Source organism: Pseudoalteromonas aliena SW19 (assembly GCF_014905615.1).
GTDB lineage: Bacteria > Pseudomonadota > Gammaproteobacteria > Enterobacterales > Alteromonadaceae > Pseudoalteromonas > Pseudoalteromonas aliena.
This window is the reverse complement of the sequence record NZ_AQGU01000020.1, coordinates 60,689-86,934: the sequence shown is the minus strand read 5'-3', so window position 1 is coordinate 86,934 and position 26,246 is coordinate 60,689. Positions and strand designations below refer to the sequence as shown.

The following is a 26,246-nucleotide window of genomic DNA, read 5'->3' as shown; positions in this document are numbered from 1 at the left end:
CTGAGTAGTTTGGGTCTCGCTAGGCGTTGACCTTTCCCGTCTCAGTGGGGTCGCATTATAGGGAGATTCGAGCGGGGGTCAATGTTTTATTTCAGCTTTTTGACAATTAAATGAATTTAGTATGAAAGCTATACAAATAAAGGGCTGCAGGATACTTTTCGTTTAAAAAACATTCACAACTTATGTATCAATTGATGATGTATTAGTAAGGTTTAAACTAAGCTGTATGTTAAACAAACAACACACGGCTTTATTTAAAATTAAAGATTTATTTAGATGCTATTTCCCATACAGCAATAGAGCCTGATATTTCATTTCCAACGATTAAGAGTGGATTTCCTGTTGCACTTTGCTCTGCTGAAACGAATACCATTCCTTCAGGTGCTAAATCGCCTGTAATATTCGCTCCTTTAATTAAGCCTCTATTATAGAAGTAGTCTTCAAATTGAACATTGTATGGATTAGTAATGTCGTAAGCCATAATACCGCCCATACGTTCTAAACCAATAAAAGCAAATGTACGATCGTCCATTTTACCAATAGCCAGCGCTTCAGGCTCTGCGCCTTTATCATCTGAACGTGAGTCTCCATTGTTTTCATCTTCATTATTGTTAAATGATTCACCATGCACAGATGCTGTTATACGTGCTATATCGTCACCTGAATCAAAAACCACCAGCCCATTGCTATCCCAAATAGTAAAAGAACGTGCGCCATAGCCGTAAAGCGATTCGTATTGTCCGTCGTTATTGGTATCGCCTTTTATTGTTGTTACTTTTAAGCGACCAATATCATCATCGTCGTTATTTAAGTAATCAAAATTAGCAGCAAGATTTAAGTCTTCAACACGGCTTTCATCTATATAAGCTAAGCAGCCATCGTCTTCATCGTAATCAAGTCCACCCTTTGCTATACAGTCTGCTTCATCCGTTGTATCAAAAAAGTATTCTCTTGCGTCTCCTTCGTTGGCAGTAACTATAAAGTTAGCGCCTTTCCAACTAAAGCTTGAGATAGTATCGGGCTGGTACATACCATAGAGCCCTGGGTATGATTTAAAATTAACGCCGCCATCTTTATCTGAGGCATCAAGTTGTAAGCTTGACCAATCTTTAAAGCCTAAGCCCTTTAGCTCAAGACTGTTGTCTTGTAGGTTAACTATTGCAAGTGCATTGTTTTCTTGAATAGATACACAAGCATATTTGTTATCATTAGAAATGCTAACGTACTCGGGCTCTAAATCCATAGCTACTGTGGTATTTATTAGATTACCGTTAATAGTACGACCATTTGGGTTTGCAAAAACGACCCCTTGCGCTTCTAGTTCGGTTTGTTTGTTGTTATAGGCTTTAAAATCAATATTTATTACTGTATCGGCTATTACATTATTTGTTATATCGATAATACTAATAGAACCTTCAGGATCTACGCTGTAGTCGCCACTTGGTTCACCTTAGTTAGCAACCACTGCCTTTGCGCCATCGTGGGTGAACGTCACCATGTCTGGTAAAAATCCGACTGTAACATTTTTAATAAATACAGGTGAGTCGCCGCTTATATCGTAAAAAGCAATTTGACCTGCATCACCCGTACTTTCAGCAGCCATTGCAACCGCTAGTAAATTATTGTTTTCATCAATAGCAATGCTGTTTGCATCGCCTTGGGTGTTGTCGTTTAAAGGTAGCATAATGACCGAGGTTAAGTTAGTGGCGTTTATAACCCCTTCGTTATCTTTAACAAGTGCGGCAGTATCAAAGGTGTCGGCGGGTAAAGTATTAACAACAGCATCATCACCTGAACTGTTAATAGCGTAAATCCATTTTTTAGATGCTTGATATGCAACTATTTCAGCTGCACCTTCTGGGCTTTGTGCATTTAATACACCTCTACCCACAAGGTTAATATTTAATGCTGAATTGGCATTTATACCATTTAACCCATTAGTTCCACCTACGCCTTGTTCTCCCTGTAATCCTTGAGAACCGTTTTGACCATCGTCACCATCAAGTGAGCAACCAGTAAGAACAGATATAAGTGACAGCGCGATAATTGATTTTTTAAACATGTGATTTTCCTTAGTATTGTATTTGCTAAATATCAACACACCGGCATGACAAGATTATGGCAATTTTAATACAGCCTCTTAGCCTAAGTGATTAGCTTATACGCTAGCGGAGTTATTAAAATTAAAGCGGCCGTATAGCCAATCGTTTTTACAGTCGAGGAATACTCTCGTTTAATTGCAACCCCTAGCAAAGGTCTAAATACATCAATACGTGTAATACTCCATGTTATGACACCGCAAAAAGACCAAGTCCCTGTAATAATAATGAATGGTTCAGCAACAGGCCCTAAACTTAAAGGTTGCAGTAAAAAACACAAAATAATCAATATGCTTTGATGCAATAAATAAAAGGGAAACACCCATGCATTGAGCTGCTTTAAATAGTAGGTATTAAAATTTAAAAATCGGTGAGCAAGCGCTAGTACAAAAAACACACCTACTATACGTTGAATATTGTAGCTACCGCTTAAAATAAAATGAGGGAGAGTAAACGCCTTTTGATAGCTTAATATTATAAGTACTAACAAAACCGAAAAACTCAAAGCCAGTAATACCAAATTTTTATTCAAGCAGTTCCAAAAATAAGTGTTTTTAGCAAGTATGTATCCAGCGAGTAGTAGCATAAAGCCATTAGTTTCTCTGAGTGAATCGCCAGTTAAGTAATGGCTTGTAAATAGTATGATAATAGTGAGCAAGATAATTAAAAGCCCAAATGACACCCCCCCTTTAACAAATGTTTTTAAAGGCGTAATAAAAGGCAAGCGTGCAAAAAGAGTTAAAACAATAATGATCAACATAAACTGCCACAACGAGCGCAAATACCATAAGTGATTTACATCCACATTCGGCCACACTCCAGGCTGATAATTAATAAACAGCGTATTGTTAGTCTCTATAAAAGCTAAATAAAATTGCCAATAGCTAATATTAATAACACCTTGCTGTGACATTTCTGCAAACAGCTGTAAAGGCACTATTAGCCATAATCCCACCAGCAAGGGTAAGAGTAAAAAAACAGAGCGGTATAAGGTGAAATGTAACCAAGACTTAAAGCTGCTTACTTTATCAATCATAAAACGCAGCGCTACGCCCGATATAAACCAAATGAGCAACATGCGCCAAGGTGAAAACACCAACATTAAATATTCAACATACTGTGATGTATAATTACTTTTAAAATGAAATCCCCAGTTTTCGCTATACAACATGCCAATGTGATAAAAAATTAGCGACGCAAATGCAATTACCCTAAGCCAGTCAAGATAATATTTACGCGAATTAATTAATGAAGGTTGTTGTACTTGAGTGCTCATGCTTTTACTACTTTATGTATGTTATGCGTTATTGATACCTAAAGATCTCGCTAAAACTATCTATAAGTGCTTATATTACAAGCAATAGTGATAAAAGGTGGTATACAGGGATAAGCGTGCCACATCAGCAATAAGCATACATTTATGAACCTACAGCACTTTCAACGTTTTCAAAGCATTTACGCATCAGTATTACTGTGTGCTTACGTATTAATTAATAATACAGTAAACGCTACAACCCAAATAATGGAAGCCCAAAGAGAAGGAGCTTTAACATTTTCTATGTGGGAACCATTTGTTTGGGAGTATTCCAGTGCCTTGAGTGCTTTGCTTATATTCCCTATTTTAATTTGGTTTTTAAGACACTTACCTTTTAATTGGCAAAATATCACTACCTCTTTAGGTAGGTACTTTGGTGCCTCTATTATATTTAGCGTGTTACACGTTGGTATTATGGTGGGGGTTCGTAAATTCATATATTTGTTGAATGATGGGTCTTACAACTTTGGACTTAGCTGGTTTGAGCTTATTTATGAATACCAGAAAGACGCTATAAGCTTTGTGTTTTTCATCGTACTTATCAAAGTATATCAATACGTGGTGCAGCAGTTACTAGGTGAAGCCTCTTCAATTGAAGAAAGTGAGCTGCAAACAACATCGACCATAAACCGCTTATTAGTTAAAAAGCTCGGTAAGGAATTTATTATAAAAATAGAGGATGTTGATTGGCTTGAATCGTCAGGTAATTATGTAAACCTACATATAGGCTCACGCATATATCCGTTAAGGGCAACGCTTACAGCATTGAGCAAACAACTTGAAGTACAGGGGTTTTGTAGAATTCACCGCAGCCATGGCGTAAAACTCGATAAAGTGGAGTCCATTACACCACTCCCCAGTGGCGACAGTGAAATAAAACTAACAACAGGTAAAGTACTTAACTTGTCTAGACGCTATAAAGAGCAATTTAAACTTCAGCTAAAATAAAAAGGCTACCTAAGTAGCCTCTATTGTTATTTTTTAACAGGTCGTTTCCAACCCGTTAAATTACGCTGTTTAGAGCGTGCTATTGCTAGTTGATCATCTTCAACAGTACTGGTGATCACAGAGCCTGCACCAATTGTTGCAGTTGCACCTATATTTACAGGGGCAACGAGTGATGAATTAGAGCCAATAAAGGCATTATCGCCAATAATAGTTTTTGCTTTATTAACACCATCGTAGTTACAGGTAATAGTGCCAGCGCCAATATTCACTTTTTCGCCAATTTCAGCATCACCTAAATAACTTAAGTGGTTGGCTTTAGAGCCTTTACCTAATCGGGTTTTTTTCATCTCTACAAAGTTACCAATGTGCGAGTCTTCTTCCATTACAGCGCCAGGGCGAAGGCGAGCATAAGGACCCAGCGTACATTTATCAGCAACTGTGGCACCTTCAATAAGGGTATTCGCTTTAATGACAACGTTATCGCCAATACTACAATTTTTAAGGACGCAGTTTGGACCTATTTGTACATTGTTACCAAGCGTGACTGTGCCTTCAAAAATAACGTTTATATCAATTAATACGTCTTCGCCTGTTTTAACATCGCCACGTACATCTATACGCGCAGGATCAGCAAGTGTAGCACCATTTAACATTAGCTCTTGCGCTTGCCATGCTTGGTAAGCACGCTCAAGACCAGCAAGTTGTACGCGGTTATTTGCGCCCTCAACTTCCATTGCATGGTCAGGCTGAGCTGAAGTAATTTCTACGCCTTCACTGTGAGCCATTGCAACGATATCTGTTAAGTAGTACTCGCCTTGTGCATTATTGTTAGATAAGTTACCTAACCATGTTTTTAATAGCTTACCGTTAACAGCCATAATGCCTGTATTTACTTCGGTAATAAGTAACTGCTCTGGGCTTGCATCTTTTTGCTCAACAATACCAACAAGCTTGCCATTTTCACGCAGCATACGGCCGTAACCATTTGGGTTAACCAAATTAACTGTTAATACCGCTAAACCATTTTTAGGTGTTGCAGCTAATAAGCGCTCAAGCGTTGATTGCTTTGTAAGTGGTACATCGCCGTATAAAACAAGTACTGTGTCGTCGTCATTAATGTGTGGGTTAGCTTGAGCTACTGCGTGGCCAGTACCAAGTTGCTCTGCTTGGAGTACCCAATTTACATTGTTATCGGCAAGTTGTTGTTGTAATAGTTCGCCGCCGTGTCCGTAAACTAAGTTTGTAGTTGTTGCACCTAATGCCATCGCATTATCAATAACGTGCTGCACCATTGGTTTACCTGCAACGTTGTGCAAAACTTTAGGTAGAGCAGAACGCATGCGAGTACCTTTACCCGCAGCAAGAATAACAGTTGTTAGAGCCATTAAAACAATTTCCTTTTTTCGTTGTTTTAGCTTAATAGAATAAGTGTGCTGCAAAGTAGATTACGTAAGTCACATCATGTGCAAATACTCAGTAGGCTAAGCAATGACTACTGAATCTTAACTTAAGCAAAGTAACACCTAATAGAATAGGGTTATTGTAGCGAGGATTTAAGGAATATATAAGCGCGTTTAAAGGTATTAATTCTCTAAACGCGCCTTTTTACTTAACTTTACTCATCGAAAAGTATTTTCGCCTTAACAAGTCATGTATTACAAACTCTTGCTCTCTACCATATGCTTTAAACATTCGGTTATTGTGCATATGTAAAAGAGAGCCTAAAAGTGAATCTCGAGTGCAGTTAAGTTTATTTTCTTTAATGAGCTTAACTAAAACTTTAACTACTGGCTCAGCATCACTCAGCCACTCCTTAAATAACTTAGAAATAAGCGTTTGAATTTCGTCAAGTTCATCTGTAGCAGCAATGTTTAGTTTATTGAAATCATCATCTAACTGCGCTTGGTACTCTCGAAAACGGTTACCTAATTGCTTACGTAAAATACTGTTTTCATTAAACTCATTACCAAAACCATCTCGTAAATGGCTGATTAGATTTAACCGCTCAGCGTCGCTGTAATCAAATAGATTAAGCAACTTATGTGTATAGTTTAGAGCTATTCGCCAACGTATATCTTCACCGTAGTCATCTACTAATAAACACGCTTTTGCAACTAACGAGCTGTCATACATAAATAAAGATTCAACTAAACCTATAGATTCAGGGCCTCCATAGCGTTCAACTTCTCGCTCATAGGTCATTAACTCTACTTTATGTAACTCTCCGCTTTCGATCATTTGATCAAGTAAGTTATTTAATAAAGGTAATAATTCGCCACATAATATATTTGGCTCTCCGTGAAAACGAACTCTAATATGCCAATCTGGATCTGAATATCTAATAAAAAACCACTTGTTAAACAAGTTTTTATTCGACTCAATGAGTGGAAGTAATTTCTCACTCAAAAGTTGCTCAACTAAAGAGTTACCACTATAAATTTTTAAACTAAGCCACTCAGAGCCTGCACTAAATCGTCGTTTAATTGGCAACGCTGATATATTTGCAAGAGGCTCATCTACAAAGTGTTTATGTACTTTTGCTTGCGTATTTCTAAAAGGCACTATTATTTCATTATTATAATGATGTCCAAACTCATCTCTTACGCGAGACGAAAAACTAGAAGATAAAACCTCCTTCAACTCAACTTTAGTTTGCCCCTTAGTCTCTGCGAGTAAAATTTCAAACATATCAGAGTTACGCAAATCTAACTGCAAAATATTATCAAACATTGCATAGCAAACTTGTGTATCTAACTGGTAGGTAGTGAAGAGAGTATTAAGCTTATCTAAATCTAGCTGGCCATCAATAAAAACTTCTTGTAGGTGTTTTCTATCAACGCGCCATGTTTTTTCACTCAGCACTAAATTATCTAACATTATTCGCGGAACAAAACTATGTCTAGATGTACTTTGCGGCATAGAAAAGTTAATAGGGCGTCCGTCTTGGTGTTGTAACATACATAAAAACTTATAAGCACTAAGGCTATGCGATGAATAGTTGTGCGCGCATGACAAACGCGGAATAATTTGTTTATTTAGTCTCTTACTCCAAAGCTTAACGTGCTGGCCTTCAACCCATACATATAAATCGCTTAAATGTATTTGATACTCCTTATTTAGGCTGCTATCTGCCATAAATACGATTTCATATTCACGTAAATGCGGACGAGCAATAACATTACCTGGCCGCCCTTCAGGCATATGGACAACTTCAGCAAAAATAACATCGGGTGAATGCGCTTGCTCTTGTTTTAACTCCTCTATCACTGCATTTTTTAAACTTTCATCTAAGTGACAAAAGCGACCTAATAAATTTGCCGATGATGGTCCATAACAACCATTAAACTTAAAGACTGGATTTTTTTTATCATCTTCATAAAGACTTAACATAGCAGCAAAAGAACTAGGATAACTTTTTGTAGCATATTTATTCGCTATTTTACTTTTCAATTCTTTACTTGTTAGCACGATACAATTTCTATGACGATTAGCAGGAAGGCTGATAGCGTCTTCAATAATTGAGTCTATTAAACTGATACTTGCGGTTGAATTTAAAATGCTTCCTGCGCGAGCAAGGTGCAGCCCTGCTAACAAGGGTGTTTCATAGCTAGTTTCATTTGAAATCCCAATCCCAGTCTCATCATCTAAAATTACATCTAGTGGTAAAAACTGCCCTTCAAAGCGAGCATTAAACTTAAAGATAAAGTTACTCAGCGGATTAGATTTATCGGTATCGCCTAATTCAGCCAGTAGCTCTAGCTGCTTTTTCACACGATTAACTTCCAATTCACTCAGCTGACAAGTACTAAAATTACGATAAATATCAGCCTGGAAAAGTTTATTTTCTTCTGCTTTAACTGGCAATTGTTCTAAATGTGTCAGTAGTTGCTTATAAGGCGCAATACTTCCTGTTTTGTCGTTATCTAATTGCTCCATTTGTGCCAAGGCAGTCGCGAGATGATCAGCCGTTTCATCCTCTTTAATCGTTTGAATCGATTTTAATAAGGCATAATCAGGAGAGTCTCCAGTCAAAGGTAAAGGTATATCAGCTAGTAATACGCCTTCATCGATTAAGTCTTGAATATACGCTTCAACCTCTTCTTTTTTAGCCTCTTCATACTGCGCGTAAAATGACTCACATAAATCGTTAAAACACATTCCGGGAGTTGCTGTATTTAAAACAAATTGAAAGTATTCATCACTCTCGATCGCACTCAAACGATATTGCATAGACTTATCTGAGAGGTAAGTTTCTACGTAGCGACATTGATCAGCGATAAAATAGTGTGATGAATTAGGTTTATATTTAAGAGTGTCTGAGCGGGAAGCATATTTAACAAAGTGATCTTTTAATGCACTTAAATAAAATACATCTAAACGTGTTTTACGGCCATCTATTGTATAATCATCTACGGTTAAACTCGTAATCGAGTCAATATCACCTTTGCAAATACCTGAAAAAAGCCCAAAAGGTGTTGGTCTTGCACACATTCTTATCATGTATTTAATCAAAGCATGAGCCACTTTTTTACCTTGTTTTGTATACGATTTTTCACGCCACTGAGTTATTCGCTCTAACAGTGAAGGACTAGCAAGGTAAAGTGCTTCCTCCACCCCTGCCATCGCTAACCAGCTTTCTAGTATTTTGTTAGTATCTGCATTTACATCATTAAACTGTAAAAGCTGCTCATTACTTAATCGTGGTACACGTATAACAAAAAACGGAGCACTTTTTACTTTATTCGACATTACTACATCCTTTTATTTTTAAGTAATTAACAAGCAATCAGAACAACCAAAACCCTCTGCAGGCTTAATAACCCATTACTGTTATTTTTTTGATTAGAACATCTTTTATTCTGATGATACTGTATAAGTAAGCTAAAAGTTAACAGCGGCCCGCAAATTTCAATCACTTAAAACAAAAAATTCAAAATACTTATATAAAGCCACAACCATTAACATACTGGGTTGCAAAATAATCTCTACGAGGATTAAATGAGCTAGACACGATCTATTGAAATAAATGATGAAAATGAAACTAAATAAAAAGAAAATTAAAAAATTATCGTCGGGCATGAAGCTTATACCGAATGAGATAACACCACTAATAGCCGGAGGAGGACATTGCGTAAAAAAGCAAAAGTCGATTGATGAAAACAATATAAAGACGTTTTTTATTTTACTTATTAAAACAGAGTTTACCTTTAAGTAAATGAAAATTATTCGGGGAGCAGAGCAACAAGAGGGAGTAGCCTTACCTGTGGTTTTCACTTCACCTTTTAATTTAGGCCAGAAGCGTTTAAATATTCAAAATTAAGGAAGTCTATTTTTCTTTTTTAACTTAAGACTAACTAGCTGCCGTGAACTCTAAAAAACATCGGTAAAATTCTTACTAAATTCTTACTAAATTCTTCACTAGTTAAACTACGCTAATAAACGCTGGATGTTTAATAGAAAACTCAACCAAAGCCCCCTTTAAAGGCACTTTAGTAAGTACCACAAAGTGATTCATAGCCCAATGTAAACACATGAAATTTATAGCTTATGCTCTTCATCAAGCGGGCATTGTAGACCACGACTATACCCAATTCAATTAACTACTAGTTCATACCTTTCAAATTAGCTGAAAAGCGGTTAAGCATGTCAGGCATGTCCAACTAGTGCCCTTGATAGCATGGGTAATCCCCCCATTTTTAATGGAGGCTAGCTGTAGAGGCAAGACCGTATTCCGCAATTTCAGATTGAAATATCAGAAGAACTAAAGTTAATAAATTAAAATTAAGGTATACCACTCTCAATTAGGAATTGAGGATGAATATGAAGCCACAGCACATATGATGATATTAAAAAGAATTAAAATAGAATCTATCCTTTTACTACCTCTACTAATATCTTTTTTATACTTATTAATAGATCCTGACATTGATTTATTAAAAAAATAAGGATTTTTATAAAAAAAATAAATAACAGTAGACATACTAAATATAAGAGCGAATAAAATCATATCGAACCTCATAAAATTATGAACTTTTGGAAGAAAATCTTAAAATCTCACGCCACAAAAAATGAATGGCGTGAGAATGGTTGTGTTATACGGCACATTGACCAAATAAGCGATTAATCCCTACACCTAAAGAGTACCCACCCATAAAGGAACCAGCCAAAGCAGTACCAATAAAACCACCAGCTGCTGCAGCTGAGGAATATCCTGTCGCGGCTCCTATTGTCATACCTGTACCACCGCCGACACCGTAACCAATAGCAATGTCACCGAAGCTCGGCAAAGAACAGCCATCAAAGGAGAACTCACCCCCACTCACTTCTTGAATTTCATTTACGTTTAAATTTTTCATGTTATTATTTTCCTTATTCGTTGCTTTTTTGCTAAGTCATCGAGTTGTTATATGCTCACACAACACAATTAGTGCGAGCGGTTAATAGGCCAGCTTTAGCTATCCCTTCTAAAGTTAACTAAAGCTAGCCGCTTTAATCTTATAGCTTCGTTACATTACCTAAAATGGTGATGTGCCAATAACGATAATAGGTGGAATGCAAATACAACCTTAACCATTTTTACACCACCAAAAATATTATCTACTCTTTCGAGTTAAATCGTTATTACTACTATCACTTAATAATAAATGGAGGAAAATTAATAAATGGAGGGATACAACCATTACCATTTTCGTCCATATGTACACCACCTGAAATAGCAGATATTGTTTCTTTATTTTTTAACTGAATCATTTTTTTGCCTTAAATTGTTTATTAAAGTAAATTTTATTTATACTTCGGGGCACTGTTACCCCGCACCTAAAGAGTATTACATCCACTCTTCAGGAGGAAATGGGCGAGGATCGTTACCATCTTCTGGAATAGCCATAGTGATCGGATCAGGACCACCTGTCTCTTTTAAAGCGAGGGTTACATAAAAGTCGCCTTTACCGCCTACAACTTGTTCATTTTGTGCTTTTTCTAGTGAAAATGGGTGCATTTTCTTTTCCTTATTTACTTTCTCATTAATGGCTTTATTGCCGGTTTTATTACGTGATACTCCGCCAAGAACTCACGTAACGTTAAAAGCTATCTCAAACTATATTTTTTAATTACATCCAGTCTTCTGGTTGAAATAAACGAGGGTCGTTACCATCTTCTGGGTGAGCCATAGTGATCGGATCAAATGGTCCACCGGTCTCTTTTAGAGGGTGGGTCACATAAAAGTTGCCTTTACCGCCAACAACTTGTTCATTTTGTGTTTCTTCTAATGAAAATGGGTGCATTTTCTTTTCCTTATTTACTTTCTCGTTAATGGCATTATTGCCAGTTTTATTACGTGATACTCCGCCAAGAATTCACGTAACGTTAAAATCTATCTCAAACCATATTTTTTAATTACATCCAGTCTTCTGGTGGGAATGGACGAGGGTCGTTACCATCCTCAGGGATTGCCATTGTAATTGGGTCTGTAGGATTGATACCACCGCCATCCTCTGTACAACCGCCAAAATAAGTAATTTTAGAGGCAACGCCACCTACAACTTGCTCTTCTTGTGTTTTTTCTAATGAAAATGGATGCATTTTATTTTCCTTATTTACTCTCTCATTAATGGCATTATTGCCGTATTTATTACGTGATACTCCGCCAAGAATTCACATAACAGTAAAAACTAACATTTCTGTTTAACCTACTTAAAAATTACGGGAAAAATTTACGGATAGCTTGCAAGCAATCTACCCAATTACCATTTTCGTCCCAACCTAATCCACCATTAACGGCTTCCATCTCAACAATAGCTAACTCTTTCATATATATTCTCCGTTTATTAATTATTAATGCTCTAACATGTAATCAACAATATAATCGGACATTGAAATGCCTGATTGTTTTTCAAAACCAATAAACATGGGAGAAGGGTTTGCTTCTAAAAAATAATACTCGCCGCTTTTATCCATACGCCAGTCTATAGCGGTCCAATTAAGGTATAACTCTTTTGTTATTTCTATAGCTTGGTTTTTTATTAACTCAGGTGTATCAATCACTATCAGCTTTGCACCATCATCTACTCTAAAATCAGCCAACTCGCTTTTTAGCTCTATTGATATAACACGCTTACCTATTACATAGGTTCGTATATTAGTGCCAGTTATAAACTCTTGTACTGTAATGGGAGATTTAGCCAACGCCGCTTCAACTCTTCCTGTTTCTAAGTGAGATTCTGTTAATATTTCTGTATGCGCACCACCGAAAACAGGTTTAAAAATACTTTGCTCTAAATTTTTATATGCAAGCTTTATATCTTCTATGTTGTTACCAACATAGGTTTGTGGAATTTTAACGCCCAAATTTTTTATTTTTTGTAACTGATACGGTTTTTCTTGATGATGCTGAAAAGCCTCCCAGCCATTAACCCACTTAGTGCCATTATCTAAGTAAAACCATGTTCTTAAGCAGGCCATACTATCCTTTGCAGCAATACCCTGCTCAGTCATATAAGTGGCTCGAGTCTCTTCATCGGACACGCCCGAAAAGCTACGCCAAAACACAGCTTTAATATCACTAAAATTAATAAGCGTGCCGCAGCTTAAAGTTAAACTGCCATTGCCATCATTAGGTGAAAAACTAAACTTTACTTTTTTTGGAAAGTCATGCGTTTGCAGTAAGTATGCATCAACATTTCTCGCTTTCAATTTATTTAGTATTTTCAGGGCATGCTCATCATGTGACTGCCCAATAACAATATAAGCCATTTATAAACCCTATTAGTTAAGTGTGTAATAATCTAAATTACTTATGTCGCTTTCCGCGATATTAAAGATCTGACAGCTATTACTTATAACACCGTCTGAATCTAAATAACTGTCAATACAGTCGGCTGCAATTTGCTTATCTAAAAAACGCTCTAATTCATATTCTGATTGGAAGTACTTAGCCATTTTTTTATTTCCTATTTTTATTCTTGGCTGTAACAACTGCGCCTTCAAATCTGCACATTAAATCAGCCAATTACATATTTATGATTCAAGTATTTTGTCGCTCTGTGTTTTCGACGGAATTAATAATGAGCGTATTTTTGGAATTTAGCAAAAGCCAGATTAGAGGGTATAATCTTACAAAATCAATCATTTAACTTAAAACATTATTCTTTTATAATTTCATTTTATGGTCTAAATATGAAAGAACCGTTTTGATAAGAGCTGCATATTATTTAATTAGTTGGTGAATTGAGCTGGGGTATTCGGACTGTGTGTTTTTATGATAAAAAGCTAACAACTTTTACTTGTAATAAATAATATCGACTACTTTTATTCAGAAAATAATATGTATGAGCCATTAGAAGACAGGTTATTTTTCGCGGTTTAATTGATATTGTATTGTAGTGGTCAACTAATTTTGGCCACAGTTTTAGAATCTTGATATCTAACCTCAGATTCATTTGGCGCTAAACCAGCATTATAATGATGCGGCCTAACATTGTTGTAATATCCATTTATGTAATCACTTACGCTATATTTAGCGTCTATAAAGTTTCCATATCCAATCTTTGGCATCCATTCCGTCTTAAAGCTTCTAAAAAATCGCTCCATTGGCGCATTATCCCAACAATTTCCACGTCTACTCATACTTTGTGTCATTTTATAGCGCCATAAACGTTGGCGATATTTTAAACTTGTATAATGGCTACCTTGGTCTGAATGGAACATGAGTCCTGTCGGTTTCCCTCTGCTTTCATATGCGAGTTCAAGCGCTTTTAGCGTTAAATTAGTATCTGGCGACAACGACATTGCCCAGCCAACCACTTTGCGTGCAAATAAATCAATAACGACGGCTAAATAAGCCCAGCGATTGCCTGTCCAAATATACGTCACATCACCGCACCACACGGTATCTGGTTCAACAACATCAAACTGTCTATCAAGCAGATTTGGGATTTCAAGGTGTTCATTACCACCGCGTTTATATGAATGTTGAGGTACTTGGCAGCTTTCAAGCTTTAATTTAACCATTAGCTTAGCTGCACGATAACGGCTCAATTCAAAATCATTGTTCGTTGCTATCGCTGCGATTGTCCGTGCACCTGCTGAACCACCACTCATCGCATGTATTGCTTTTACTTCAGCCTCTAACCTTACTTGCTCAGGTGTCGGCGTTGTATCGCGTATGGCCCAGTATTTATAGCTGCTGCGATGCACATTGAATACGCTGCATAGCACACTAATTGGATAACGCTCTCGTTGATTCAATTTCTCAATTAATGAGAATTGTTCAGGGAGTCGGACATCAAGAGAGCGTGGTGAATTCAATAGGTCAATGCAACACCTTATAATTGATTATTAATTAGGTTGTTATGACTGACTTATCAAAACGTGGTTTAAGTGATATTGAAAAGCTGAAAGCATGGTTCTTATGGCGTGAAGGTAAAACGCTTAGCGAAATAGGCTTGACGCTTGATAGGCATGCTGGTTCTATATTCGGTGTACTTAAATTAAAAGGTGGAATATCGCCAGTGCAACGAAAACGTCGATTATCGTTTCTTTCTTTAGAAGAGCGAGAAGATATATCAAGAGGTTTAGCTTCAGGCTTATCTATCAGGGCAATAGCTCGTAATGTAGAAAAGGCAGCGTCAACAGTAAGCCGTGAAATCAAACGCAATGGTGGTATTGCCAAATACCGTGCAGTTACGGCTGATAAAAATGCGCTAGAGCGAGCATTAAGGCCAAAGCAATGTAAATTGCAAAAAGGTAATCCACTTAGCGATTTGGTTGAATCTAAGCTACTAGATGACTGGTCACCAGAGCAAATTTCTGGCTGGTTAAAAATAAAACACCCAGCATCATCTGAAATGCATATCTCACATGAGACTATTTATAAAACGTTATTTATCCCATCACGCTATATTTTCGAAAAAGCAGTCCTTAGCTATCTTCGCTCAAAACGTAAGTTGAGGCATGGTAAACGCTCAACAAATAAGGGAATTTATAAAGGTATTATTGATGCTAAAACAATTCATGAAAGGCCTCATGAAATTGAAACACGAGAAACTCTAGGTCACTGGGAGGGCGATTTAATATCAGGAAGTAGCAACTCACATATAGCAACATTGGTTGATCGAAAAACACGGTATACAGCTTTGGTACAAGTTAATGGTAAGGATACTAAAAATGTAGTAAATGCACTTATTCTGAAATTTAATGGTTTACCAAAGGCACTTAAAAACACACTAACGTGGGATCGGGGAATGGAATTAGCAGACCATAAAAGATTTACTAAAAATACGAATACAGATGTTTACTTTTGTGACCCGAGTAGTCCGTGGCAAAGGGGAACAAATGAAAATACAAATCGCCTATTAAGGCAGTACTTTCCCAAAAAGACAAGCCTACATGGCTTTGACCAACGTTATTTAGATAAAATCGCTAATAAACTAAATAATCGACCAAGAAGAATATTAAACTATTTAACTCCTAATGATATGATTAAAAACCATGTTGCACTGACCACTTGATATCACCGTAGCCTTTTTTAATATATCCTTTTCTAATTCAATGCGTTGGATTTGTTTTTTAAGTTCACGGATTTCAATTTGTTCGGGCGTCATTGGTGAAGCTAAAGGTGTCTGACCATTACGTTCTTGCCTTAATTGAGTTACCCATTTACTGACGGTTGATTTACCCACCCCCATCGCTTTGGCTGCATCTTCTTGTGTATAACCTTGGTCAACAACAAGCTGAGCCGTTTCTAATTTTATTGCTGCAGAATACGTTGCACGTTTAAATTTTGTCATTTTTTCACCCAAATTTGTATGCTTATTAGCATAACATTTCTTTCTTAATGGGTGGCCAAAATTACTCTACCACTACATATCGCCATAGTTTGTTAAGACCATACTGTAACTTATGCTAATAAATATTTTACAATCACAAGCAAGCACTATCTAGGAATTGTTAAGGCAAATAACTGAGTGCAGCTATACCATTGCAAAAACCGCTGAACGATTAAATACTTGTAACAACCATTAAACCAAGCATCAGTAAAACAGCCCGATGAACAACTGAAAGTTACTAACTTATAGATTTGACTGAAACGTGTAATGGAAAACTCAGATACATAAAAAGTCGCACGGTGCTTTTCCAGAACCATCAATAAAGTAATGCTCATCTAGGTGAATTTCTATTACCGTAATGTGCCGCCATTTTACACTGCATTGTAGTTACTTTATGCCTGGTTTCAAAAGCTCTTAAGTGATACAACTTTTGAGCTTTTTTTAGATTGATTGAACAGCTTTACATCAGTATTTACGGAACATATAGTAAATTCTAAACGTATATGAAGTTACGTGAATCAGGTGAATAATTCACATTGTGAAAAACACCTATCAATACAACATAAAAGTAAAACTGGGTTTTAGTGGACAGTTGAAAATACAGCTATACCATTAGTAGCAAACATGGCCGTTTGCTTTGCGTTTATAAAAAAGGAAATACAAATGATAGAATTAAACCTAGCGCGCTCTTATTCAACTAATAACAAGAAAACACAAATGAAAGAGCTAAACTTAAACGAAGTAAAATAAATTACTGGTGGACGTGGTGGACATAGAGGGTGCCCTAAAAATGGTTATATTGTAAAAAGCGAAGCCATACAAGGGAAGATAAAATAAAGTTAATAAAAAGAAAAGATACATTAAAGTGTTAAATTTAAACAAAGTATAAAAGATCGCCCTGCGAAACAAATAGCGCCAAATAATAAACTCAGGTTTTTAAGCAAAAAAAGGAGCATATCTGCTCCTTATTCATCTTATTTCTCGCAATAAGTTAATATAACTTCTCCGCCAAGAGAGTTAATATTACTCATCAAATGCTTCAATATCCGGGCACATTGGAATTTCTTCACCACCAGATACTTTTTTAATTTCAAATAAATGTAAGGCTTTCACAGTTAACTCCATACTAAAATTAATAATAAGTCTTTGGCATTATAATAATAGGCCCGCAAACTGTCTTAGGGGGCTTACTTTGTGAAATTGCACCACCAACAATACCCTGCACTTCATTCTGGTTTAACTCTTTCATATCTCTCTCCTTACTTATCTATTAAAATTTGATTACTATTTTAGGTGTTATCCGAGGATCCGAAGGAAGCGATGGCCCCATAATACAACCACCATCCACTATACCTTGCACTTCATTTAGGTTTAACTCTTTCATTTTTCGTTCCTTTTTATTAATTAAAATTCGAATTTAACTTCAACTCTTACTGTCGTATTACCGTTACTGTGCTCTACTGACGCTGACACAGAACCACCAATACCACCAGTAATACCTTGCACTTCATTTAGGTTTAACTCTTTCATTTTTCTTTCCTTTTTATTAATTAAAATTCGAATTTAACTTCAACTCTTACTGTCGTATTACCGTTACTGTGCTCTACTGACGCTGACACAGAACCACCAATACCACCAGCAATACCTTGCACTTCATTTAGGTTTAACTCTTTCATTTTTCTTTCCTTTTTATTAATTAAAATTCGAATTTAACTTCAACTCTTACTGTCGTATTACCGTTACTGTGCTCTACTGACGCTGACGCAGAACCACCAATACCACCAGCAATACCTTGTACTTCATTTAAATTTAACTCTTTCATATCTCTCTCCTTTTTGTTAATTACCATTCAAATTTAACTTCTACTCTTACTGCCGTATTACCATTACTGTGATCTACTGATGCTGATACAGAGCCACCAATGCCACCTGCAACACTTTGTACGTCATTTAAATTTAACTCTTTCATTTATCTTTCCTTTCTATTAATTAATATTTCAACTTCTTACTTACAAACAAAGCCGTCGTTACTTACCGATTTAACACCAGCAGAGCATACTTGTACTGCAATAGTGGTATTTTCTTTAACACTAGCACCAACAATACCCTTCACTTCATTCTGGTTTAACTCTTTCATATCTCTCTCCTTTTTGTTAATTACCATTCAAATTTAACTTCTACTCTTACTGTCGTATTACCATTACTGTGCTCTACTGATGCTGATACAGAGCCACCAATGCCACCTGCAATACCCTGCACTTCATTCTGGTTTAACTCTTTCATATCTCTCTCCTTACTTATCTATTAAAGGTTGATTACTAATTTAGGTTTTATCCAAGGAAGCGATGGCCCCATAATACAACCACCATCCACTATACCACCAACAATACCCTGCACTTCATTCTGGTTTAACTCTTTCATATCTCTCTCCTTTTTGTTAATTACCATTCAAATTTAACTTCTACTCTTACTGTCGTATTACCATTACTGTGCCCTACAGATGCTGATACAGAGCCACCAATGCCACCTGCAATACTTTGTACGTCATTTAAATTTAACTCTTTCATTTCAGCTCCTTAAGCTTCTTTGTTGGATCATTACATTCAATAGTTTTTTCTAATCGACATGTGATACCACCACTTACTTCTTGTGCCTCATTTTCATTTAACGCTTTCATTTATTTCTCCTTTTTTATTAATTAACTTATTAAAAAACTTCCATCTGAACTTGTATCTATAAACTCTTCATTTTCAACATTTAAGCTATTTATTTTCTTTATAGCTTTAGTTCTTGAACCTAAATCTGGCTTATCTACCTCTATTGCTTCACCATATCTAAGCTCTATAACTCTGTCTGCACTGGCTATTGTTTCTGGCCTATGTGCAATAATAATGCGTGTCACATCTAGATTTTTAACGGCTTCGTTTACTGAAAACTCTAGCTTTGTGTCTAAGTTGCTTGTTGCTTCATCCATAAACAGAATTTTAGGTTTTCTGTACAAAGCTCTTGCTAGTAATAAACGCTGTATTTGTCCGCCTGATAATGCAGCCCCCATGTCACCAACGAGTGTGTTGTAGCCCATTGTCATTTGTAAAATATCTTTATCTATAGCCGCAATTTTGGCTGCCCATTCAACTTGCTGCATATCGAGCTCTGGGTCAAAAAACGATATATTGTCTGCTATTGAGCCGGATAGAAGCTGGTCGTCTTGCATTACGGCTGCTATCTGTGTTCTGTATTGACCAAGACCAAGCTGCCTAATATCAACACCGTCTACCTCAATCTTTCCTTCGTCGGGTTCAAACAATCCAAGCATTAACTTTGCAAGTGTGGTTTTACCGCAACCCGACGGGCCAATAATTGCGACTGACTCTCCGGCTTTAATTGATAAGTTTAAATGTTTAAATATCGGTGCTTCTTTTTTGTTGTATCGGTAATTAATGCCTTTTAGTTCTATATCGCCACTGATTTCTTTGCCGCTCATTTTCCCCTGAATATCTTGCTCTTTATCTGTTAAAGAAATATCAGCTAAGCGGTTAAAATGAAGGCTAAGCATTTTGAACTCGATCACTTTTTCAATTAAGCTTGCCATTTTTTCTACAAACTGGCGCTTATAAGCCATAAAAGCAAACAACATACCGACCGTTAAATCACCTTCCATAACCAGCATGGCTGCAAAATAAATAACTAAAACATTCTCAAGACCAAAAATAATTTTATTTAACGCTTCGTACCCTATGTTTAAGTGACCTACACGTATACCTGAGTTCAAACTATCTGCATATTTGTTGTGCCATACACTTTGCCTTTGCACCTCTCGGCCAAACAGTTTAATGGTTTGAATACCTCTAACTGTTTCCATAAAGTTAGATTGCTCTTTAGCCTGATTAACAATGACCTCTTCAGACATTTGACGAAGCGGGCGGTACATTGCAATTCTAAATACGGCATAGATGGCAATTGCAATTAACACGATAACGCTCAGCTTAGGGCTATATAAAAAGATCATAATGAGCGTTGCAATAGCCATAACACCATCAATAACCGCTTCAATCACACCTTTAGTCAATAGTTCTTTTACCTGTTGTAATGAACCAAACCGAGAGACAACATCGCCAATATGTCGCTTTTCAAAATACTGCAAAGGTAGTCTGACTAAATGATGAAATAAGTTGGCACCGAGCTGTATACTCATTAAGTTACCAAAATGTAGTAATAAAACGCTTCGCACAGCACCGGTTACCATTTCTATTCCCATCAACAAGCCAAATCCAATTGCTAAAATAGCGAGTAAATTTTGGTCGTAGCTTAAAATAACTTCATCAACTACAAGCTGCATGTAGTAAGGGCTCGCTATTGCAAATGCTTGCAGTAATAGTGATAAAACAAATACTTTACCTAGCGTTGACTTTAAGCCGGTTACTTTGCTCCAAAAGTCAGATAACTTTAGGTTTACTCGTGAGTCTTCTGATTTAAACTCTTCGGTTGGACTAAGCTCTAATGCAACACCTGTAAAGTGTTTAGAGAACTCCTCCATTGTATATTTTCGTTCGCCTAAACCAGGATCGTGTATTTCAATTGATTTTTTTGTAACTTTTTTCAGCACCACAAAGTGGTTCATATCCCAATGCAAAATGCAGGGGGTTTTAAGTTGTGGTAAATGTTCTAAATCTAATCTTAGTGCTCGTGTACTTAGCTTTAACTTATCTGCAATTTGCATTAGCTCTTCAAGGTTTGCACCTTTCAAAGATATTTCGTGTTCTTGACGTAAACTAGTTAAGTCTGTTTTGTAACCATAGTAAGCAGCAACCATTGCTATACTTGCTAACCCACACTCCGCAGCTTCTGTTTGTAAAATTACCGGGAGACGTTTTGCTCCGCTAAATTTTAATAAATGCATTGGGTTTTCCATCATACTGCTCCCTTAATGCTATATATTGGCTCAAATAACCACTCAAAGAGTGAACGACTATCTACCATAATGTCTGCTTCGAGTAACATGCCTGCTTGCAGGGGAACTGAAGCTCCATAAGCCTGTGCATTTTGATTCGTTAGCTCTACAACTACTTGATACATTGGTTCTTGAAGCGACACGGGTAAAGCCGTCTCGTTTGGTAAAAGTATTGATTTAGATACACTTTTTATTACTCCGTCATAAATACCAAAGCGTTGGTACGGAAATGCCTGATAACGAATTCGTGTCCCTTGCCCTTTTTGTACAAATCCATACGCTCTTGTTGGTACAAAAAGGACTGCCTCTAATTTTGTATCTTCTGGTAACACTGCCATTAATGGGTAATTTGATTGCGCCATCATCCCTGGCTTAACTAATAAGTTACTAATACGCCCACTACGCTGGCTACGAACATCATAACTACCTTGTGATTCAGCTTGACTGATCTGCTGGCTTATATTCGCTAATTGAGAACGTAATTGTGATTCAACTTCTCGTTGGTTCATCGGCATTTGTATTAATTCAAAACGATACTGACTTAGTAATTCTTTTTGCGTGAGTAAACGTGATTCTAAATCTTCTGCTTGTTGCTGAATCGCAAAGTAATTATCTTTTACGGCCTCTAAATCAGCATTAGAAGCAAATTGTTTGTTTATGAGTGACTCAGTATCAGCAACTCTTTTTTTACTCAAAACAACTCGTTTTTCTAACAACATTAGTTGTTTTTGAGCCTGCTCCACTTGAAAAGTCGTACTCGCTATTTGAGATTCTAATTTTTCAACGTTCACTTCAGCTAATAATTTTTGATTTTGTAAGTTTTCATTTAAAAATTTCTTTTGCTTGGTTAGCTCACTCACAATGACATCATTAATATCGTTGCCTGAGGCCAATAACCTTTCCATGCGTATCCGTGCTAACAACTGTCCTTTTACGACATGCTCTCCCTCTTCAACAAAAATTTCGTCAATAACACCCGTCGTTAAAGGATAGATTTTAGATAACCCTGTTGTTGGCCGTAAATAACCGGAAACAACTTCTTTTCGGTGGTATTCACCCAATACAAGGTATGTAAAACCAACAATAACAATCCCTAAAATTAAACCTAATATCCATGTAAAGGACATGTGAGTTGCTATTGTCACTTCTCCATCAAGCTTTTGCCCTTGATGGTCAATGGCTTCCTTACGAAATAAATCTGACATACTTACACCATTGCTTCAGGTAATGGCGTACTACAATGTAGCTTCCACTCCCCTGACTCTTTTACTAACGAGTGCAAATTCATTGAAACTTTATCAATATCTTTATCATCTATTTTTGCTTTAAAATGCACTTTATCTCTAACAACTAATAAGTCATCTTGCTTTGCAATTAATGCAACATTTTGCAAAGTAAACTTAAAATCAAATTGCTTTCTTAGTGTTTCAAACTGTTGCTTAGTTGCATTAAATAAAGGGGAGCCTGAACAAAAATAATCCTCTAGATCATCTAAGCTACCATCGCAGATTAATGCATAGTAACTACTAAAATATTCATTAAGCGTCATAGTAAGCTCCAAAAATTTAACTTCTTAAGGGGGAGGTTTATAAATCACCCTGAGTTGATGAAATTTATATTCACAGCTTTCTTTCAATTTAGCAAATTAAATAAAATATACGTAAGTTAAATAAAAACATAAACTTAACAATGAACATTACCTAGAAATAAGCCCGTAATAGTGACTAGATTTGCTTTGATAATATTAAAAGCTCTGTTAATAACAGAGCTTTTAATATTATTAGGAGTAACAACTGATATAGAGATATATAGGAAGATATTTTGAATTAGACTTTGAACAATTTGAAGGTCACTTACGTTCGAAAACGACTCCCTGATGTAGTTGACCACTACACAGTCACCCCTCTCTAGATTAGTAAAACAACTCTTGGATGTTTGATTATCAGCTTTTTAATAGGTAGAGCACTTTCAAAATCGACTATTGGACTTCCCATAGCTTTCTAAACACCAAATAAGTTACATTATAAATTCTAATAAGAGGTGTTTTATGTGCAAAGGCAAACGATATACCCACGAATTTAAGTTGGGAGCTGTCAAACAAATTACTGAGCGCGGATATTCAGTTGCAGAAGTCGCTGAACGATTAGATATTTGTACCAAAAAGTTATATCACTGGCGGAGCCAGTTATAAGATAAACCTAAATCAGTTCAATCAACCGATGAAAAGCTTAAGATCGCTAAATTAGAGGCTGAATTGAAACGTGTTACGGAGCAACGGGACATTTAAAAAGGCCACAAGGTACCCCGAATAAAGTACGGCTTCATTCGTGAACACAAAAATGAGTTTTCCATCACTACGATGTACCGCCTTTTTAAATTGTATCGTAGTAGTTTTTATGCGAGGTTAAAAAACCCATAAGCGATAGAGCACTTAAAGATAATCGCTTTTTGAAGCTCATTAAAGAGTTTTATGCAGCCAGTGGCGGCACGTATGGTAGTCCTTGGATACATGCAGATTTGCGTGAAGCAGGTGAGCATGCAGTGGAATCGTGTTGCGAAGATAATGCGACACCATAAGCTTAAAGCCAAATTGGGTATAAGCGTCGCCATATCACAGGGGGGGGGGAACATCACGTGTTCAGATAACTTATTAGTATGGCGATTTAACCCACCTGCGCCGAATCAATTGTGGGTTGATCGATGGTAAAAATATGGATAAGCATCTTGTCATTAATGCACTCTTAATGGCTGTTTATCAACGTCAACCTAAAGCTGGGGTGGTAATGGTGCATATTGACCTAGGTAATCAATACGGTAGCGCTGACTATCTTGCATTTATGAAAGAGCATAAACTTGTACTATCGATGACTCGAGCTGGGGATTGCCATGATAACGCGGCTGCTGAAAGCTTTTTTACTACGATTAAAAGCGAATAATTAAACGTAAGATATACTCGAAACGTGAAGATGCGAAAGCTGAGATATTTAATTTTATAGAAATGTTTTACAATCCAAAATAACCGCATTCACATACAGGCAGTGTTTCACCTGCTAAATTTGAAGAAGCATATTATTCTGAGTTAAAAACTGCCTAGTGAAAGCTGGGAAGTCCACTACATATGTCTCAACAACTTTACTCTATCACCAATAGAATATAAACAAAGATCCTTAGGGCGAGTGCTTTAATTTAGCTGCGTAAAAAAGATTCAAAGTTATTCAATTGAATCTTTTGTTTCATTCTTCCAAGCCATTTTCCTATCACAGTTATAGAATTGCTGCGACTTTATGCCAAAATTTTCAAATTTAGTATTAATGCCCAGCTCTATTGATATCAAAATAGACTTTTTTTCCACCTGAATAACTTTTAAAGGAAAATCAAGGTTTTCAGAGCATAATAAAGTACCGCTCGATAAAACTTGTTCATCTGCGGGCGCATCGATATTATCTATATAGCTTTTTGATAACTTTAAAGCACCATAAACTTTCGGGCTTTTGATTTTAAATAGTAAATCCCCTTTGCTAAATGAATCACCTACCCCTAATCCATTAGTGTATACAATCAGACCACTGGCACTCGAAATTATAGATTGCTTAAGTCCGTAATGTGAATAATGGATCAGTAGGTCACCTTCATAGACATATTCTTTCTCTTTAGCATATAAGCCAATAATCTTTCCCGACTCTCTAGAATATAAATTAGCCTCTACAGCGGGAGTATTTATATCTAAAACCCCCAATAAAGAGAAGGTTAGAATCAAATTTAAAGGTACTGTCATGGACGTGTAGTAGGTCGTTTGATTGAATGAGTAACAACAGGAGCTTCACCTTGCTCCCCATAGCCACCGAAAACATTCTTCAAGTCCTTATTATCTAAAGTTCGAACTAAAGAGGTATTTAGCTTTTTCAAATTTTTCTTTTTTAATGATAATTTCATATTTCCATCCAATTATACTCGTTAATATAAATCTCAAACTCACGACTATATTAGATTACTAAACTCAATTTATATAATTATTAAACATTATTTTTGACAATAACATTTACACTTAACGCTTTGAAAAATAATAATAATAATAAATTATATTATAAAAAGTTTTTTATAATAAAAATAAATGTTGAATACTCAGCCAAATAAGGTATTTTAAATATCCTTATTACATTTGCTTTCTCGCATATGTAGCCCAAAGTACCGCCATACTTTGGGCATTTATCTCCCTTCGATATGTAACATAGATCCCTTAGTTATAGGGCTTGTAAGATCTTGGTATCTAACCTCAGGCTCATTTAGCGGTAAAACAGCGTTATAATGATGCAGTGTAAAGTTATTGTAATAATTATTCTCTACATTCTGCATCTTAAAATTTTTATATCCAACCTTTGGCATTCATTCCGCTTTAAAGCTTCTAGAAAATAGCTCCATTACCACTTACCCCCTGTGTCAGGATAGTTGTCGCTTCTAACTTTTAATAGAGGCAGATAAAATGAGACGTCGATTTACACACTAATTTAAAGTTCAAGCTGTTGAAAAAGCATTATCTCAATGTGATGATGTTCGCTTAGAAGGTATTGCGCTTAATTTAGGTATCGGTTATTCAATCTTGCAACGATGGATCGCGCTTGGTAAAAACCATGAACTTGAAACTAAAAATAATGGTAATCACATGACAGCAGAAAAACGCGCTCATGACTGGAGCTTAGCAGAAAGGCTTAACGCTATTATTGAATCTGCTAGTTTAGATGAAGCTATTCTTAATGAATATTGCCGTGCCAAGGGGCTTTACCCGCATCATATTAAACAATGGAAGCACGACTTTGCTAAAGGGCCTTCAACCAAGCCCGTAAAATCAGACAGTAAACAGCTCAAACAAGAAATTAAGCAGCTTCAAAAAGAGCTTAATCGTAAAGACAAAGCGTTAGCAGAAACAGCCGCTTTACTAAAGCAGACGTTCTCTGGGGTTTCAACGAGGACGATTAATAAACGTAGCTGAACGTCATGAATTAATAAAGCTTATTACAGACGCGCAGAAATCAGGGGCAAGAAAAAGCATGTGAGTTACTAGATCTAGCAGAAAGCTCCCAAGCGTTACAAAAAACCACATAAACTGTAGCC

At 36.4% G+C, this 26,246-nt stretch carries 28 protein-coding genes and 3 pseudogenes; 7 read left to right on the top strand and 24 right to left on the bottom strand.

Annotated elements, in window-relative coordinates:
• Window positions 1-268 precede the first annotated feature (268 nt).
• Window positions 269-2,062: pseudogene (locus tag PALI_RS02120) on the bottom strand (choice-of-anchor I family protein).
• Between the two features lie 83 nt (window positions 2,063-2,145).
• Entirely contained in the window at window positions 2,146-3,375 is a 1,230-nt protein-coding gene (locus tag PALI_RS02115) for an acyltransferase family protein (protein ID WP_193154721.1), read from the bottom strand.
• 144 nt (window positions 3,376-3,519) lie between these two features.
• Here PALI_RS02115 and PALI_RS02110 point away from each other — a divergent pair, with 144 nt between their 5' ends.
• Window positions 3,520-4,362: a LytR/AlgR family response regulator transcription factor gene (locus tag PALI_RS02110; protein WP_193154720.1), complete on the top strand. Its 843-nt coding sequence runs from the start codon at window positions 3,520-3,522 to the stop codon at window positions 4,360-4,362.
• Between the two features lie 26 nt (window positions 4,363-4,388).
• On the opposite strand, the gene glmU is transcribed toward PALI_RS02110, so the two are convergent.
• Window positions 4,389-5,747, bottom strand: a complete 1,359-nt coding sequence (gene glmU, locus PALI_RS02105) for a bifunctional UDP-N-acetylglucosamine diphosphorylase/glucosamine-1-phosphate N-acetyltransferase GlmU (RefSeq protein ID WP_193154719.1) — start codon at window positions 5,745-5,747, stop codon at window positions 4,389-4,391.
• 220 nt (window positions 5,748-5,967) lie between these two features.
• Window positions 5,968-9,111 (bottom strand): lantibiotic dehydratase, encoded by a 3,144-nt coding sequence (locus PALI_RS02100; RefSeq protein WP_193154718.1) that lies wholly within the window; start codon window positions 9,109-9,111, stop codon window positions 5,968-5,970.
• Window positions 9,112-9,388: 277 nt separating this feature from the next.
• Here PALI_RS02100 and PALI_RS02095 point away from each other — a divergent pair, with 277 nt between their 5' ends.
• Entirely contained in the window at window positions 9,389-9,577 is a 189-nt protein-coding gene (locus PALI_RS02095) for a hypothetical protein (RefSeq protein ID WP_193154717.1), read from the top strand.
• Window positions 9,578-10,454: 877 nt separating this feature from the next.
• Here PALI_RS02095 and PALI_RS02090 read toward each other — a convergent pair.
• The 7 genes and pseudogenes from PALI_RS02090 to PALI_RS02060 form a co-directional block, all read right to left on the bottom strand.
• Window positions 10,455-10,718 carry a hypothetical protein gene (locus PALI_RS02090; protein ID WP_193154716.1) on the bottom strand — a complete coding sequence of 88 codons (264 nt, stop codon included), beginning with the start codon at window positions 10,716-10,718 and terminating at the stop codon, window positions 10,455-10,457.
• A gap of 470 nt (window positions 10,719-11,188) precedes the next feature.
• Window positions 11,189-11,359, bottom strand: a complete 171-nt coding sequence (locus PALI_RS02085) for a hypothetical protein (RefSeq protein ID WP_193154715.1) — start codon at window positions 11,357-11,359, stop codon at window positions 11,189-11,191.
• 112 nt (window positions 11,360-11,471) lie between these two features.
• Window positions 11,472-11,645, bottom strand: coding sequence for a hypothetical protein (locus tag PALI_RS02080; RefSeq protein WP_193154713.1), 174 nt, complete (start codon window positions 11,643-11,645; stop codon window positions 11,472-11,474).
• Window positions 11,646-11,757: 112 nt separating this feature from the next.
• Window positions 11,758-11,943, bottom strand: a complete 186-nt coding sequence (locus PALI_RS02075) for a hypothetical protein (protein ID WP_193154711.1) — start codon at window positions 11,941-11,943, stop codon at window positions 11,758-11,760.
• Window positions 11,944-12,195: 252 nt separating this feature from the next.
• Entirely contained in the window at window positions 12,196-13,113 is a 918-nt protein-coding gene (locus tag PALI_RS02070) for an ATP-grasp domain-containing protein (protein WP_193154709.1), read from the bottom strand.
• Between the two features lie 12 nt (window positions 13,114-13,125).
• Window positions 13,126-13,299 carry a hypothetical protein gene (locus tag PALI_RS02065; RefSeq protein ID WP_157770561.1) on the bottom strand — a complete coding sequence of 58 codons (174 nt, stop codon included), beginning with the start codon at window positions 13,297-13,299 and terminating at the stop codon, window positions 13,126-13,128.
• A 447-nt stretch (window positions 13,300-13,746) separates the two neighbouring features.
• Window positions 13,747-14,655 (bottom strand): annotated as a pseudogene (locus PALI_RS02060) (IS3 family transposase); the annotation flags it as partial.
• A gap of 56 nt (window positions 14,656-14,711) precedes the next feature.
• Here PALI_RS02060 and PALI_RS02055 point away from each other — a divergent pair.
• A complete protein-coding gene (locus PALI_RS02055; RefSeq protein ID WP_193154361.1) occupies window positions 14,712-15,869 on the top strand; it encodes an IS30 family transposase in 1,158 nt (385 codons plus the stop codon).
• A 12-nt stretch (window positions 15,870-15,881) separates the two neighbouring features.
• Here the strand turns inward: PALI_RS02055 and PALI_RS02050 are convergent.
• The 11 genes and pseudogenes from PALI_RS02050 to PALI_RS02035 all read right to left on the bottom strand — a co-directional run.
• Window positions 15,882-16,148, bottom strand: a pseudogene (locus PALI_RS02050) (transposase); the annotation flags it as partial.
• 1,443 nt (window positions 16,149-17,591) lie between these two features.
• Window positions 17,592-17,717, bottom strand: a complete 126-nt coding sequence (locus PALI_RS20220) for a hypothetical protein (RefSeq protein ID WP_264299764.1) — start codon at window positions 17,715-17,717, stop codon at window positions 17,592-17,594.
• Between the two features lie 20 nt (window positions 17,718-17,737).
• Window positions 17,738-17,863, bottom strand: coding sequence for a hypothetical protein (locus tag PALI_RS20215; RefSeq protein WP_264299763.1), 126 nt, complete (start codon window positions 17,861-17,863; stop codon window positions 17,738-17,740).
• A 20-nt stretch (window positions 17,864-17,883) separates the two neighbouring features.
• Window positions 17,884-18,009 (bottom strand): hypothetical protein, encoded by a 126-nt coding sequence (locus PALI_RS20210; RefSeq protein WP_264299762.1) that lies wholly within the window; start codon window positions 18,007-18,009, stop codon window positions 17,884-17,886.
• 20 nt (window positions 18,010-18,029) lie between these two features.
• The gene (locus tag PALI_RS20205) at window positions 18,030-18,155 is read right to left on the bottom strand and encodes a hypothetical protein (RefSeq protein WP_264299761.1); all 126 of its coding nucleotides are present in this window, start codon (window positions 18,153-18,155) and stop codon (window positions 18,030-18,032) included.
• A 36-nt stretch (window positions 18,156-18,191) separates the two neighbouring features.
• Window positions 18,192-18,323: a hypothetical protein gene (locus PALI_RS20200; protein ID WP_264299760.1), complete on the bottom strand. Its 132-nt coding sequence runs from the start codon at window positions 18,321-18,323 to the stop codon at window positions 18,192-18,194.
• A 20-nt stretch (window positions 18,324-18,343) separates the two neighbouring features.
• Window positions 18,344-18,469 carry a hypothetical protein gene (locus tag PALI_RS20195; RefSeq protein ID WP_264299759.1) on the bottom strand — a complete coding sequence of 42 codons (126 nt, stop codon included), beginning with the start codon at window positions 18,467-18,469 and terminating at the stop codon, window positions 18,344-18,346.
• 158 nt (window positions 18,470-18,627) lie between these two features.
• Complete coding sequence (locus PALI_RS20190) at window positions 18,628-18,753, bottom strand: hypothetical protein (RefSeq protein ID WP_264299758.1); 126 nt, start codon at window positions 18,751-18,753, stop codon at window positions 18,628-18,630.
• A gap of 131 nt (window positions 18,754-18,884) precedes the next feature.
• A complete protein-coding gene (locus PALI_RS02045; protein WP_193154724.1) occupies window positions 18,885-21,098 on the bottom strand; it encodes a peptidase domain-containing ABC transporter in 2,214 nt (737 codons plus the stop codon).
• Window positions 21,098-22,342, bottom strand: coding sequence for an HlyD family secretion protein (locus PALI_RS02040; protein WP_193154707.1), 1,245 nt, complete (start codon window positions 22,340-22,342; stop codon window positions 21,098-21,100). Before PALI_RS02040 ends, PALI_RS02045 begins: the two co-directional genes overlap by 1 nt.
• Before the next feature lie 2 nt (window positions 22,343-22,344).
• Window positions 22,345-22,686 carry a hypothetical protein gene (locus tag PALI_RS02035; RefSeq protein ID WP_193154705.1) on the bottom strand — a complete coding sequence of 114 codons (342 nt, stop codon included), beginning with the start codon at window positions 22,684-22,686 and terminating at the stop codon, window positions 22,345-22,347.
• 498 nt (window positions 22,687-23,184) lie between these two features.
• Between PALI_RS02035 and PALI_RS20315 the strand changes: the two genes are divergently transcribed.
• The 3 genes from PALI_RS20315 (at window position 23,185) to PALI_RS20000 (ending at window position 24,073) form a co-directional block, all read left to right on the top strand.
• Window positions 23,185-23,328 (top strand): transposase, encoded by a 144-nt coding sequence (locus PALI_RS20315; RefSeq protein ID WP_226894479.1) that lies wholly within the window; start codon window positions 23,185-23,187, stop codon window positions 23,326-23,328.
• A 257-nt stretch (window positions 23,329-23,585) separates the two neighbouring features.
• Window positions 23,586-23,714: a transposase gene (locus PALI_RS20005; protein ID WP_226894478.1), complete on the top strand. Its 129-nt coding sequence runs from the start codon at window positions 23,586-23,588 to the stop codon at window positions 23,712-23,714.
• Between the two features lie 134 nt (window positions 23,715-23,848).
• Window positions 23,849-24,073: a hypothetical protein gene (locus tag PALI_RS20000; protein WP_226894477.1), complete on the top strand. Its 225-nt coding sequence runs from the start codon at window positions 23,849-23,851 to the stop codon at window positions 24,071-24,073.
• Window positions 24,074-24,348: 275 nt separating this feature from the next.
• Here PALI_RS20000 and PALI_RS02025 read toward each other — a convergent pair whose 3' ends face one another.
• The gene (locus PALI_RS02025; protein WP_193154703.1) at window positions 24,349-24,912 is read right to left on the bottom strand and encodes a hypothetical protein; all 564 of its coding nucleotides are present in this window, start codon (window positions 24,910-24,912) and stop codon (window positions 24,349-24,351) included.
• Window positions 24,909-25,070, bottom strand: coding sequence for a hypothetical protein (locus PALI_RS02020; RefSeq protein WP_193154701.1), 162 nt, complete (start codon window positions 25,068-25,070; stop codon window positions 24,909-24,911). Before PALI_RS02020 ends, PALI_RS02025 begins: the two co-directional genes overlap by 4 nt.
• A gap of 664 nt (window positions 25,071-25,734) precedes the next feature.
• Between PALI_RS02020 and PALI_RS02015 the strand changes: the two genes are divergently transcribed.
• Window positions 25,735-26,124, top strand: a complete 390-nt coding sequence (locus PALI_RS02015) for a transposase (RefSeq protein ID WP_193154699.1) — start codon at window positions 25,735-25,737, stop codon at window positions 26,122-26,124.
• Window positions 26,125-26,246: the final 122 nt, after the last annotated feature.

Excerpts from the sequence above, each read along its gene's own strand:
- PALI_RS02080 (WP_193154713.1), bottom strand. The coding sequence starts at position 11,645 with ATGCACCCATTTTCATTAGAAGAAACACAAAATGAACAAGTTGTTGGC.
- PALI_RS20205 (WP_264299761.1), bottom strand. The coding sequence starts at position 18,155 with ATGAAAGAGTTAAATTTAAATGACGTACAAAGTGTTGCAGGTGGCATT.
- PALI_RS02035 (WP_193154705.1), bottom strand. The coding sequence starts at position 22,686 with ATGACGCTTAATGAATATTTTAGTAGTTACTATGCATTAATCTGCGAT.
- PALI_RS20220 (WP_264299764.1), bottom strand. The coding sequence starts at position 17,717 with ATGAAAGAGTTAAACCTAAATGAAGTGCAAGGTATTACTGGTGGTATT.
- PALI_RS20200 (WP_264299760.1), bottom strand. The coding sequence starts at position 18,323 with ATGAAAGAGTTAAACCAGAATGAAGTGAAGGGTATTGTTGGTGCTAGT.
- PALI_RS20000 (WP_226894477.1), top strand. The coding sequence starts at position 23,849 with ATGGATAAGCATCTTGTCATTAATGCACTCTTAATGGCTGTTTATCAA.
- PALI_RS02045 (WP_193154724.1), bottom strand. The coding sequence starts at position 21,098 with ATGGAAAACCCAATGCATTTATTAAAATTTAGCGGAGCAAAACGTCTC.
- PALI_RS02115 (WP_193154721.1), bottom strand. The coding sequence starts at position 3,375 with ATGAGCACTCAAGTACAACAACCTTCATTAATTAATTCGCGTAAATAT.
- PALI_RS20215 (WP_264299763.1), bottom strand. The coding sequence starts at position 17,863 with ATGAAAGAGTTAAACCTAAATGAAGTGCAAGGTATTGCTGGTGGTATT.
- PALI_RS02100 (WP_193154718.1), bottom strand. The coding sequence starts at position 9,111 with ATGTCGAATAAAGTAAAAAGTGCTCCGTTTTTTGTTATACGTGTACCA.
- PALI_RS02025 (WP_193154703.1), bottom strand. The coding sequence starts at position 24,912 with ATGACAGTACCTTTAAATTTGATTCTAACCTTCTCTTTATTGGGGGTT.
- PALI_RS02040 (WP_193154707.1), bottom strand. The coding sequence starts at position 22,342 with ATGTCAGATTTATTTCGTAAGGAAGCCATTGACCATCAAGGGCAAAAG.
- PALI_RS20195 (WP_264299759.1), bottom strand. The coding sequence starts at position 18,469 with ATGAAAGAGTTAAACCAGAATGAAGTGCAGGGTATTGCAGGTGGCATT.
- PALI_RS02020 (WP_193154701.1), bottom strand. The coding sequence starts at position 25,070 with ATGAAATTATCATTAAAAAAGAAAAATTTGAAAAAGCTAAATACCTCT.
- PALI_RS20210 (WP_264299762.1), bottom strand. The coding sequence starts at position 18,009 with ATGAAAGAGTTAAATTTAAATGAAGTACAAGGTATTGCTGGTGGTATT.
- PALI_RS02070 (WP_193154709.1), bottom strand. The coding sequence starts at position 13,113 with ATGGCTTATATTGTTATTGGGCAGTCACATGATGAGCATGCCCTGAAA.
- PALI_RS02085 (WP_193154715.1), bottom strand. The coding sequence starts at position 11,359 with ATGCACCCATTTTCACTAGAAAAAGCACAAAATGAACAAGTTGTAGGC.
- PALI_RS02055 (WP_193154361.1), top strand. The coding sequence starts at position 14,712 with ATGACTGACTTATCAAAACGTGGTTTAAGTGATATTGAAAAGCTGAAA.
- PALI_RS02090 (WP_193154716.1), bottom strand. The coding sequence starts at position 10,718 with ATGAAAAATTTAAACGTAAATGAAATTCAAGAAGTGAGTGGGGGTGAG.
- PALI_RS02065 (WP_157770561.1), bottom strand. The coding sequence starts at position 13,299 with ATGGCTAAGTACTTCCAATCAGAATATGAATTAGAGCGTTTTTTAGAT.
- PALI_RS20190 (WP_264299758.1), bottom strand. The coding sequence starts at position 18,753 with ATGAAAGAGTTAAATTTAAATGACGTACAAAGTATTGCAGGTGGCATT.
- PALI_RS02075 (WP_193154711.1), bottom strand. The coding sequence starts at position 11,943 with ATGCATCCATTTTCATTAGAAAAAACACAAGAAGAGCAAGTTGTAGGT.
- PALI_RS02110 (WP_193154720.1), top strand. The coding sequence starts at position 3,520 with ATGAACCTACAGCACTTTCAACGTTTTCAAAGCATTTACGCATCAGTA.
- glmU (WP_193154719.1), bottom strand. The coding sequence starts at position 5,747 with ATGGCTCTAACAACTGTTATTCTTGCTGCGGGTAAAGGTACTCGCATG.
- PALI_RS02095 (WP_193154717.1), top strand. The coding sequence starts at position 9,389 with ATGATGAAAATGAAACTAAATAAAAAGAAAATTAAAAAATTATCGTCG.
- PALI_RS20315 (WP_226894479.1), top strand. The coding sequence starts at position 23,185 with ATGTGCAAAGGCAAACGATATACCCACGAATTTAAGTTGGGAGCTGTC.